Raw genomic sequence first — 9,899 nt, 5'->3', positions numbered from 1 at the left:
GGCTTGCTCGCGAATGCGGTGTCCCAGACGCCTAATGTATCGGCTGACACACTGCCTTCGCGAGCAAGCCCGCTCCCACATTGTTTTGCGTCGCAGGTTAAATCTCAGTCAGCTCTTCCAGGGTCTTGCCCTTCGTTTCCATCCCAAACACCCACACCACCAGCGCCGCCACCGCAAAGCACAGCGCGCCCAAGGCAAACACCCCGCCTTGCCCGGTTATCGGGAACACCAACCCCGTCACCAACGGCCCCAGCAACGAGCCAACCCGACCAATCGCCGAGGCAAACCCCGAGCCCGTCGCCCGTGCGGACGTGGGATACAACTCCGGCGTGTAGGTGTACAGCACCGCCCACATGCCAAACAGAAAGAACTGCATCAACAAACCTGATGTGATCAGCAAACCGACATTGCCGCCAAACACCGCACTCTGCCCATACAGAAAGGCCATCACCCCGCCGCCGAGCAAGGTCACCACGCAGACCGGTTTACGCCCCCAGCGCTCCACCAGCCAGGCCGCCATCAGAAAGCCAGGAATCCCCCCCAAGGAAATGATCACTGTGTAATACACCGACTGGGTGACGGCAAAACCCGACTGCTGCAACAACGCACTCAGCCAGGAAGTCAGGCCGTAGAAACCCAGCAAGGCAAAGAACCACACACTCCAGATCATCATCGTGCGCTGGCGATACTGCGCCGACCACAGCTGCTGGAACGCCGAGAAGAATGTCCCGGGCGTGCTCTCCACCCGTGGCAGGCGGATCGGCTCCGGCAAATCGGCGCGTCCCAGCGAGTCACGCACTTTCTGCTCGATGCCCTGCAACACTTTGTCAGCCGCTGCATGCCTTCCTGCCTGCTCCAGCCACCGCGGCGACTCCGGGATAAAAAAACGAATCGCCAACACAAACACCGCCGGTACCGCCAACACCAGGAAGATGTCACGCCAGCCAATCACCGGCAGCAGGAAATAAGACAGCACACCCGCCGCCACAAACCCCAACGGCCAGAAACCATCCATCAAGGCAATGTACCGCCCACGCCCCTTGGCCGGGATCAGTTCCGAGAGCATCGACTGCGCAATCGGAAACTCCATGCCCATGCCGATCCCCAGCAAGATGCGAAACAACGTCAATGTCTCCAGGGTCTGCGCCGTGGAACACAGGTAGCTGGCGATGCCCCATAACACGATGCTCCACTGGAACACCGGCTTACGGCCAAAGCGATCCGCCAGCATCCCCGACAACGAAGCGCCGACCACCATGCCGAAAAAGCTCGAGCTGGCCAGCAACCCAGCCTGGGCGGTGCTCAGGCCGAACTCGGTTTTGATGGAGCCTAAAAGGAAGGTCATCATCGCCAAGTCCATGGAGTCGAAGAAAAACGCCAAGACGATGATGATAAAAATGATTCGGTGGTAGCCGCTGATGGGCAACCGTTCCAGCCGTTCCGCTGCGCTATAGCCCTGCAAACCCATGCCGCACCCCCTGTGTAAAAATCCCCTCGGCGAGTGTGCGGCATCATTTCCCCTGGTTATTGCTGGATACGACCTGATTGAAACTCTGAACGACGCCAGTCGGCATCAGGATTGTTCGGGCGCCGCTATAAGCGTGATTTGTGCAAGCCCGACATCATTCACCAACAAGGCCCTGGACTCATTGATCACATTGATCCAGTTCGCCTGCAGGAACAACTGCATCAACCCCGCACCCAATGCGCCTCCAAGGTGGGGCTGTTGCTGGCTCCAATCAAAACAATCGCAGGCCAATGGCGACGCCAGCGCCTGGGTAAAAATACCCAGGGCCGCCAAGCGCTGTGCTCCCTTGACCGTGACCTCGGTGCGTTGCTCATGACGCTCGATCCATCCAGCGGTCAACATGCGTTGATACAACCCGGCCCCCAGTTCCCCACCGAGGTGTCCATGGCACAACCGGGCGCGACGCAACAACGGCGGTGCTACCAATATCGGTGGCAAAGCACCCGGCGTACTCCGTGCCGCGCTGGCCATGGTGGTATTGGCAAGTGCGTCGATAGCTGCACAGACGTCCGCAGCCGCAACCCTGAACAGTCGTTTGCCACGTTGAGCCTCGGAGCGTAGCAGGCCGCTCCCAGTCAGCCGCGCCAAATGAGCGTTGGCCGATGCGGACGACAACCCGGTGAGTGTGGCCAACTCTTCTGAAGACTTCGCAGAGCCGTCCATCAAGGCCCACAACATGGCGGTGCGTTTGGGCTCGGCGAGCAAGCCGGCGATCTGACTGATGCAAGGTGCTTCTTCCACGTATTCACTCCCTGTTGAATCATTTGTCTGCTGCGGTGGCGCCAAAGTATAGGTGCGCACAACGTCGGTTCCGCCGGGTCTGACCGTGCAGCTAGGGACAAAATCTGAGTGAAACTTCCTGCTGTCGCGAAGGCTATTGCCCAGTGATCACTCGCTCCGGCCATTGCGCGGTCAATGTCGCACAGCGGGACACCAGCATTTCCCGCAGCAAGTTGATCGGTTTGCTCAACTGCGCGCGGTGGGCGCACAGCAGATTGAGCGGTGCGTGCTCCCCGCGCAGCTCAGGCAGGATCACACGCAAGCGCCCGGCCAACACATCCGTGCTCACGTCCAACCAAGACTTGTAGGCAATACCGACACCCGCTACGGCCCAGCGGCGTACCACGTCAGCGTCATCACTGAAACGATCACCGCTCACCGTCAGGCTCACTTCACGCCGACCATCATGGAAGCTCCAGCGGTCATGGACTCGGCTGCCGAGCATATAAAGCAGGCAATTATGCTGGGCCAGTTGCTCCAGGTGCCGAGGCTCGCCATGCCGGGCAAGGTAACTGGGCGCAGCGCACAGCACCCGGACATTGTCCGGGGCGATGGGCAGCGCAATCAGGCTGGAGTCCTCGGGCTCGCCATAGCGCAAAGCGATATCGACTGGCTGGCGAAACAGGTCGGCAATACGGTCCCCCAGCAGCAGGCGCACGGTCAGTTGCGGGTATTCACGTTGAAACTCATCCAGCCACGGCAATAGCTGATTACGCCCGAAATCCGAAGGCGCCGACAGTTGCAGCACGCCACTGACATGATCCTGGCCGCTGGCCAATAAGCGCCGCCCCTCGTCCAGCGAGCTTAACGCGGCACGGGCGTATTCCAGGAAGCCGTCACCTTCGGCGGTTAAACGCAGGCTGCGTGTGGAACGCGCCAACAAGCGCGTGCCCAGTTGCTGTTCGATGCGCTTGAGCGCGGCGCTGGCCACCGCCGGCGACAGGTCCATGACCCTCGCGGCGGCTGACAAACTGCCCAGGTCCGCCGCCCGCACAAACAACTGCAAATCATCAAACCGCAGCATGCATTTACGCTCATTATCAAAAATTTATTGAAACAGCCTGCTGTTTTAGCCGCTTTTTTCTTCCCGGGAAATAGCCAATCATCTGTCCATCCCGTTCATCACGTGCCAGGAGTTGAATATGTCCACCGCCTTTAACGTCATCGCCACGCTGATCGCCAAACCCGGCCGACAGGCCACCCTGGAAACCCTGTTGCGCGGCCTGCTGGAACCGACCCGACTCGAAGCCGGTTGCGAACAGTACGACCTGCACCAGGACCTGCAACACCCAGAGACGTTCTACATGCTCGAAAGCTGGAGCGACGATGCGGCGCTGGCCGCCCACGACCAGAGCGCACATATCCAGGCCTTCCGCGCCAAAGCCGCTGATGTCCTCGAACATTTCGAACTCAAGCGCCTGAAATTTCTCGCCTGATTACCGCCCTTTTCCGGAGCCCCCATGAAAGCCATTGCCTACTACGCCTCACTGCCCATCAACGACCCAAAATCCCTGCAAGACATCGAATTGCCGGAGCCCGTCGCCGGCCCACGCGACCTGCTGGTCGAAGTCAAAGCCATCTCGGTCAACCCGGTGGACACCAAGGTGCGCCAGAACGTCACCCCGGAAAATGGCGCCGCCAAGGTGTTGGGCTGGGACGTGGCCGGCGTGGTCAAGGCCGTCGGTAGCGACGTGACGTTGTTCAAGGCCGGCGACAAGGTGTTCTACGCCGGCTCCCTGGTGCGCCCCGGCGGCAATAGCGAACTGCACACGGTGGATGAGCGCATCGTCGGCCATATGCCCAAGAGCCTGGGCTTCGCTGAGGCCGCCGCGCTGCCGCTGACTGCCATCACCGCGTGGGAACTGTTGTTCGAACGCCTACAGGTCCGGGAAGGCAAAGAAGATAAAGGCCAAAGCTTGCTGATCGTCGGCGCAGCCGGTGGCGTGGGTTCGATCCTGACCCAACTGGCCAGCCAACTTACCGCGCTGAACGTCATCGGCACCGCCTCCCGCCCGGAAACCCAAGCGTGGGCCAAGGCCCTGGGTGCGGACCTGGTGATCGACCACAGCCAGCCGTTGAGCGAAGCCCTGAAAGCCGCCGGCCATCCGCAGGTGACCCACGTGGCCAGCCTGACCCAGACCGACCATCACCTGGACCAATTGGTCGAGGCTCTGCAACCTCAAGGCAAGCTGGCGCTGATCGACGACCCCAAGGCGCTGGACGTGAGCAAGCTCAAGCGCAAGAGTCTGTCGCTGCATTGGGAGTTCATGTACACCCGTTCGATGTTCGAGACACCCGACATGATAGAGCAGCACAACCTGCTGAATCGCGTCGCTCAGTTGATCGACGCTGGCACCTTGAAAACCACGGTGGGCGAGCACTTCGGCGTGATCAACGCAGCCAATCTGCGGCGCGCTCACGCCCTGCTGGAAAGCGGCAAGGCCAAGGGCAAGATCGTGTTGGAAGGGTTCTGAAAGAAAGGCTGTAGGGGTTGTCCATTATTCATGTGAGTAATGGGCAACACCATTAGTCTGAGAGTTGATCCTTGTCATATTTATGCGCGTATTCGGGTTTATATTGGCCGCCTTTGCCACGATTCTTTTACGTGAGGAAGTCAGCAATGAAGATCCTGATAAAAGCGTTAGCAAAATCCCAATGGGAAGTCCGCCTGGACCAAAAAGCCATTACCTTTCGCAGTGAGGCCGAAGCCCGAGCTTTTGCCGACACCCTGAAAGCCAGAATCCAGGCGCCCCACCACATTCCCCTCAGCCAGCAGCGCTACGCCGCTGGCTGATCCGCATGTCAGACCTGCGCCTGTGCGGCCCTGGCCCGTTGCAGGCGTTGGGTCGACACTGCCACCGTCACCGCCAAGACACCGCACAAGCTGATGACCATCGCCATCGGCATGGCGGTGCCGTCATGCAACACGCCCACCAACGAAGCGGCCCCTGCCGCCACGCCAAACTGAATGCAGCCGAGCAACGCCGACGCGCTGCCAGCCCGCGCCCCTTGCCCGGCCATGGCACAGGCCGAGGTGTTGGGCAAAATGCAGCCTAAGCTTGCGATGCAAATAAACAGCGGCACCAGCAATGGCCACAATGCTTCGGTGCGCAAAGCAGTGATACCCAGCAAGGTTATCGCCGCCAGCACGTAGACCCACACCGTGCGCGACAACAGAAACGCCGGGCCGCGCTTGGACAGCAACCGTGCATTGAGTTGCGCCACCAGAATGAAGCCCGCGGCATTGGAGCCGAACAGCCAGCCGTAATGCTCCGGGGCCACGCCATAGAGCTTGATGAACACGAACGGTGAGCCGGCGATGTAGGCAAACATTCCAGCAATCGAGATACCACCGGTGAGCGCGTAGCCGAGGTAAACCCGGTCCGACAGCAACGCGCCATAGCGGCGCAGTGACCCGGACAGCGGTTGGCGCGGCTTGTCGGCCGGAAAGGTCTCCGGCAAGCCAAGGGCGACGGCAATCGCGGCCAATACACTGAACACCGACAGCGCCAGGAAGATCGACTGCCAGCCCCACAACCCCACCATCACCCCGCCTGCCAATGGTGCCAGGATCGGCGCCAGGCCAGTCACCAGCATCAGTTGCGAATACACCTTGGCGGAGCCCACGGCATCGCATTTGTCGCTGACCACCGCCCGGGAAATCACCATGCCGGCGCAACCGCCGAGCGCTTGCACGAAGCGCGCACCGATCAGCCATTCGAGGGAAGGCGCATAGGCGCATGCAAACGAGGCCAGGGTGAACAGCGTCACACCGCTGAGCAACGGACCGCGACGACCAAAACGGTCCGCCAGCGGGCCGTAGATCAACTGGCCGATGGCCAGGCCGCCGAAATACACCGCCAGTGTCAGTTGGATATGCTTCTCGTCAGTCGCGAAAGCGGTGGCCATCGCCGGAAAGCCAGGCAGGTAGAAATCGATCGCCAACGGCGCGAAGGCGCTCAAGGCGCCCAGGATCAGGATTATGCGGAGGTTCATCAGACACCCAAGTGAGTCGGCAGCCCAACAGTCTAGCCGTGCTTGGGTGTCCTGAACATTACGATAGCTCGCTAACTATCAGAAAGTTTACGCGAGCTTGGCGCTGTAGCCTTCTTCGGTGATCAGGCTGATGACCTGCTCGGCAGACAAGCGACTTTCAACCCCCACTTCCTTGGCGGCCAGGTCGACCTTCACACTCGCCGCCGGGTCCTGGCTTTGCACCGCCTGGGTCACGGCCCTGACGCAATGGCCGCAGGTCATTCCTTCAACGCTGAATACTTGCATGACATGACTCCTTTAATGAGGTTGAGCGCCATTGAGGGCGGTTAGAGGCAGTGTTGACCTTGCCACGATGGCAAGGTCAAGTTCTGAAAACTTCTGCCGGGCTGGTATTCGCCGGCTTCAAAGGCCAAGCTTCACCCATCGTTGATTCAAACCACGGAGCATTCGCCATGCGCTGGTCGTTTTTTGCCCTTGCCGGCCTGCTGAGCTTATCTGCCGCTGCGCCAAACGCCTTCGCCGCAGAAGACTATGCGGTGCTGATCATTTCTCGGGAACGCCTGGAAGTGCCGACCAATTGTGAAATCGGTCTGTACCTGAATGACCAACTGGCGGGCCGACTGTTCCAGGAACAGGCCACCTCGTTCAACCTGCCGGCGGGCAATCTGTCCTTGCGCCTGAAGCTGCTGCCGGGCCAATCCCCAGGCTGCCTGCCCGGGATGCTCGCACCACCCGCGCAAAACATCACGCTCAAGGCCGGTGACGTGCGCAAATTGCGCATCGCCCAAGGCCCGGATGGCCTGTACCTGAAACCCGCCACACTGGAATATTAATCACGCTTGACCTTACCCACAGGTCAAGGTTGATTCTAGGGGCAACTTCTTCTTGAGGACTGCCCCATGAATGGACCCACTACCTTTGACCTGCCCATCAGTGGCATGACCTGCGCCAGCTGTGCCGGCCGCGTCGAGCGTGCCTTGGGCAAGGTGCCGGGGGTGCGAAGCGTCAGTGTCAACCTGGCCAATGAGCGTGCCCATGTCGAAGTACTGGGCCAGATGGACCCCGGTGTATTGATTGCCGCCGTCGACAAGGCCGGCTACACCGCCACCCTACCCCAAAGCGAAACCGTCACCGACGCCAATCAAGCCCAGCGCCTGCATCGCGAGCGCTGGTCATTACTGCTGGCGATTCTATTGGCGCTGCCGTTGGTACTGCCCATGCTGGTAGAACCCTTCGGCCTGCACTGGATGTTGCCCGCCTGGGTGCAGTTCGCCCTGGCCACGCCCGTGCAGTTCATTTTTGGCGCACGCTTTTACATCGCCGCCTGGAAGGCCGTGCGCGCCGGTGCCGGCAATATGGATTTGCTCGTGGCCATCGGCACCAGCGCCGGTTACGGCTTGAGTCTCTATGAGTGGCTGACCGCGCCCGCTGGCATCATGCCGCACCTGTACTTCGAAGCATCGGCCGTGGTGATCGCCCTGGTGCTCCTCGGCAAGTACCTGGAAAGCCGCGCCAAGCGCCAGACCGCCAGCGCCATCCGTGCCCTCGAAGCCTTGCGCCCGGAACGGGCGACTCGGGTACTGGATGGCCGAGAAGAAGAGGTCGCCATCAACGCGTTGAAGCTCGATGACCTGGTGCTGGTCAAACCCGGTGAACGCTTCCCGGTGGATGGCGAAGTGGTGGACGGCCAAAGCCATGCCGACGAGGCATTGATCAGCGGCGAAAGCCTGCCGGTGCCAAAACAGCCCGGCGACAAGGTCACTGGCGGCGCCATCAACGGCGAAGGCCGTTTGCTGGTGCGCACCCAGGCCCTGGGCGCAGAAAGCGTGCTGGCGCGGATCATCCGCCTGGTGGAAGACGCCCAGGCCGCCAAAGCGCCGATCCAGAAACTGGTGGATAAAGTCAGCCAGGTGTTTGTACCCGCCGTGCTAGTGCTGGCGTTGATCACGCTGGTGGGGTGGTGGTTGTATGGCGCCTCCCTGGAGACAGCTATCATCAACGCCGTTGCCGTCTTGGTGATTGCCTGCCCTTGCGCCTTGGGCCTGGCCACACCAACGGCGATCATGGCCGGCACCGGCGTCGCTGCGCGCCATGGCATCTTGATCAAGGATGCCGAAGCCCTGGAGCGCGCCCATGAAGTCAGCGCCGTGGTCTTCGACAAGACCGGCACCCTCACCTCCGGCACGCCGAAAATCGCGCACATGGCAGCAATGGATGGCAATGAAGCTTTGTTGTTACAACAGGCAGGCGCCTTGCAACGCGGCAGCGAACACCCACTGGCCAAGGCCGTGCTGGATGCCTGCCGCGAACAAGGACTGAACGTGGCGGATGTAAGCGCCAGCCAATCCCTGACCGGGCGTGGTATCGCCGGTACGCTCGACGGCCGGCGACTGGCCTTGGGCAACCGTCGTCTGCTGGAAGAAAGTGGCTTGAATGCAGGCGACTTCGCCAAAGAATGGGAAGCCGAAGGCCGCACCTTGTCCTGGCTGATCGAGCAAGGCGAACAGCCCCGTGTACTCGGGCTGTTCGCCTTCGGTGACACCCTCAAGCCTGGCGCGCTGGAAGCGGTGGAGCAACTCAAGGCCCAGCACATCAGCAGCCACCTGCTCACTGGCGATAATCGCGGCAGTGCTCGCGTCGTCGCCGAGGCCCTAGGCATCGACGATGTGCACGCCGAAGTACTGCCGGCAGACAAAGCCGCCACGGTCGCCGAGCTGAAAAAAACCGGCGTAGTGGCCATGGTCGGCGACGGTATCAACGACGCCCCGGCCCTGGCCGCCGCCGATATTGGCATCGCCATGGGCGGCGGCACCGACGTGGCCATGCACGCGGCCGGTATCACCCTGATGCGCGGCGACCCACGCCTGGTGCCCGCCGCGCTGGAGATCAGCCGCAAGACCTACGCGAAAATCCGCCAGAACCTGTTCTGGGCCTTTGTGTATAACTTGATTGGCATTCCCCTGGCGGCCTTCGGCCTGCTCAACCCGGTATTGGCCGGCGCGGCGATGGCCTTGTCCAGCGTCAGTGTGGTGAGCAATGCGTTACTGTTGAAGACGTGGAAGCCCAAGGACTTGGAGGATCAACGCCCATGAACATCGGCCAAGCCGCTCGCCAAAGCGGGCTGAGCGCGAAGATGATTCGCTATTACGAATCCATCGGCCTGCTCAAAGCCGCACACCGCACCGACAGCGGCTACCGCGTGTATGGCTCCGACGACCTGCACACGCTGGCGTTTATCAAACGTTCGCGAGACCTGGGGTTTTCACTGGAAGAGGTCGGCAAACTGCTGACCCTGTGGCAGGACCGACAACGGGCCAGCGCCGATGTGAAGGCCTTGGCGCGCCAGCATATCGATGAGCTGAACCAGAAGATCCTGGAGCTGGGACAACTGCGCGACACACTGCAGGACCTGGTGGAGCATTGCCAGGGCGATCATCGGCCGGATTGTCCGATTCTCAAGGAGTTGGCGTCCGGTAGTTGTTGCGCCGACTGAGTCATCTGACGAGACACAAAACCGTATGTGGGAGCTGGCTTGCCTGCGATGCAGGCACCTCGGTACATCCGTTAGACCGAGGTGATGCTATCGCAGGCAAGC

11 protein-coding genes are annotated in these 9,899 nt (G+C 61.0%); 6 read left to right on the top strand and 5 right to left on the bottom strand.

All coding sequences use genetic code 11. From position 1 onward, the window contains the following. Positions 1–97: 97 nt before the first annotated feature. The 3 genes from ACRESD_RS18295 to ACRESD_RS18285 form a co-directional block, all read right to left on the bottom strand. Positions 98–1,468: an MFS transporter gene (locus ACRESD_RS18295; protein WP_431752206.1), complete on the bottom strand. Its 1,371-nt coding sequence runs from the start codon at positions 1,466–1,468 to the stop codon at positions 98–100. Positions 1,469–1,573: 105 nt separating this feature from the next. Beyond that, complete coding sequence (locus ACRESD_RS18290) at positions 1,574–2,269, bottom strand: ArsR/SmtB family transcription factor (RefSeq protein ID WP_431752205.1); 696 nt, start codon at positions 2,267–2,269, stop codon at positions 1,574–1,576. Between the two features lie 133 nt (positions 2,270–2,402). Further along, positions 2,403–3,332 carry a LysR family transcriptional regulator gene (locus ACRESD_RS18285; protein ID WP_431752204.1) on the bottom strand — a complete coding sequence of 310 codons (930 nt, stop codon included), beginning with the start codon at positions 3,330–3,332 and terminating at the stop codon, positions 2,403–2,405. A 118-nt stretch (positions 3,333–3,450) separates the two neighbouring features. Between ACRESD_RS18285 and ACRESD_RS18280 the strand changes: the two genes are divergently transcribed. From ACRESD_RS18280 to ACRESD_RS18270, 3 genes are all read left to right on the top strand, one after another. After that, positions 3,451–3,744, top strand: coding sequence for a putative quinol monooxygenase (locus ACRESD_RS18280; protein WP_431752203.1), 294 nt, complete (start codon positions 3,451–3,453; stop codon positions 3,742–3,744). Between the two features lie 24 nt (positions 3,745–3,768). Further along, positions 3,769–4,782 (top strand): zinc-binding alcohol dehydrogenase family protein, encoded by a 1,014-nt coding sequence (locus tag ACRESD_RS18275; RefSeq protein WP_431752202.1) that lies wholly within the window; start codon positions 3,769–3,771, stop codon positions 4,780–4,782. Between the two features lie 146 nt (positions 4,783–4,928). Then, positions 4,929–5,102 carry a hypothetical protein gene (locus ACRESD_RS18270; RefSeq protein ID WP_431752201.1) on the top strand — a complete coding sequence of 58 codons (174 nt, stop codon included), beginning with the start codon at positions 4,929–4,931 and terminating at the stop codon, positions 5,100–5,102. An 8-nt stretch (positions 5,103–5,110) separates the two neighbouring features. Here the strand turns inward: ACRESD_RS18270 and ACRESD_RS18265 are convergent, their stop codons facing one another. Together ACRESD_RS18265 and ACRESD_RS18260 are read right to left on the bottom strand one after the other, a co-directional pair. Continuing rightward, complete coding sequence (locus ACRESD_RS18265; protein WP_431752200.1) at positions 5,111–6,304, bottom strand: Bcr/CflA family multidrug efflux MFS transporter; 1,194 nt, start codon at positions 6,302–6,304, stop codon at positions 5,111–5,113. An 87-nt stretch (positions 6,305–6,391) separates the two neighbouring features. Further along, on the bottom strand, positions 6,392–6,589 hold the full coding sequence (locus ACRESD_RS18260; RefSeq protein ID WP_049710182.1) for a heavy-metal-associated domain-containing protein: 198 nt from the start codon (positions 6,587–6,589) through the stop codon (positions 6,392–6,394). A 167-nt stretch (positions 6,590–6,756) separates the two neighbouring features. Here ACRESD_RS18260 and ACRESD_RS18255 point away from each other — a divergent pair, with 167 nt between their 5' ends. From ACRESD_RS18255 to cueR, 3 genes are all read left to right on the top strand, one after another. Further along, the gene (locus ACRESD_RS18255) at positions 6,757–7,137 is read left to right on the top strand and encodes a hypothetical protein (protein ID WP_431752199.1); all 381 of its coding nucleotides are present in this window, start codon (positions 6,757–6,759) and stop codon (positions 7,135–7,137) included. Between the two features lie 66 nt (positions 7,138–7,203). Further along, on the top strand, positions 7,204–9,396 hold the full coding sequence (locus tag ACRESD_RS18250) for a heavy metal translocating P-type ATPase (protein WP_431752198.1): 2,193 nt from the start codon (positions 7,204–7,206) through the stop codon (positions 9,394–9,396). Continuing rightward, positions 9,393–9,797, top strand: a complete 405-nt coding sequence (gene cueR, locus ACRESD_RS18245; RefSeq protein WP_431752197.1) for a Cu(I)-responsive transcriptional regulator — start codon at positions 9,393–9,395, stop codon at positions 9,795–9,797. Before ACRESD_RS18250 ends, cueR begins: the two co-directional genes overlap by 4 nt. The last annotated feature ends 102 nt before the right edge of the window (positions 9,798–9,899 follow it).

Origin of the sequence: Pseudomonas sp., assembly GCF_050739995.1 — a bacterium.
In the GTDB taxonomy this organism is placed as follows: domain Bacteria; phylum Pseudomonadota; class Gammaproteobacteria; order Pseudomonadales; family Pseudomonadaceae; genus Aquipseudomonas.
Note: the sequence above shows the minus strand (reverse complement) of the source record. Positions and strands in the feature narration are given on the sequence as shown.

Excerpts from the sequence above, each read along its gene's own strand:
- ACRESD_RS18295 (WP_431752206.1), bottom strand. The coding sequence starts at position 1,468 with ATGGGTTTGCAGGGCTATAGCGCAGCGGAACGGCTGGAACGGTTGCCC.
- ACRESD_RS18285 (WP_431752204.1), bottom strand. The coding sequence starts at position 3,332 with ATGCTGCGGTTTGATGATTTGCAGTTGTTTGTGCGGGCGGCGGACCTG.
- ACRESD_RS18280 (WP_431752203.1), top strand. The coding sequence starts at position 3,451 with ATGTCCACCGCCTTTAACGTCATCGCCACGCTGATCGCCAAACCCGGC.
- ACRESD_RS18275 (WP_431752202.1), top strand. The coding sequence starts at position 3,769 with ATGAAAGCCATTGCCTACTACGCCTCACTGCCCATCAACGACCCAAAA.
- ACRESD_RS18270 (WP_431752201.1), top strand. The coding sequence starts at position 4,929 with ATGAAGATCCTGATAAAAGCGTTAGCAAAATCCCAATGGGAAGTCCGC.
- ACRESD_RS18265 (WP_431752200.1), bottom strand. The coding sequence starts at position 6,304 with ATGAACCTCCGCATAATCCTGATCCTGGGCGCCTTGAGCGCCTTCGCG.
- ACRESD_RS18260 (WP_049710182.1), bottom strand. The coding sequence starts at position 6,589 with ATGCAAGTATTCAGCGTTGAAGGAATGACCTGCGGCCATTGCGTCAGG.
- ACRESD_RS18255 (WP_431752199.1), top strand. The coding sequence starts at position 6,757 with ATGCGCTGGTCGTTTTTTGCCCTTGCCGGCCTGCTGAGCTTATCTGCC.
- ACRESD_RS18250 (WP_431752198.1), top strand. The coding sequence starts at position 7,204 with ATGAATGGACCCACTACCTTTGACCTGCCCATCAGTGGCATGACCTGC.
- cueR (WP_431752197.1), top strand. The coding sequence starts at position 9,393 with ATGAACATCGGCCAAGCCGCTCGCCAAAGCGGGCTGAGCGCGAAGATG.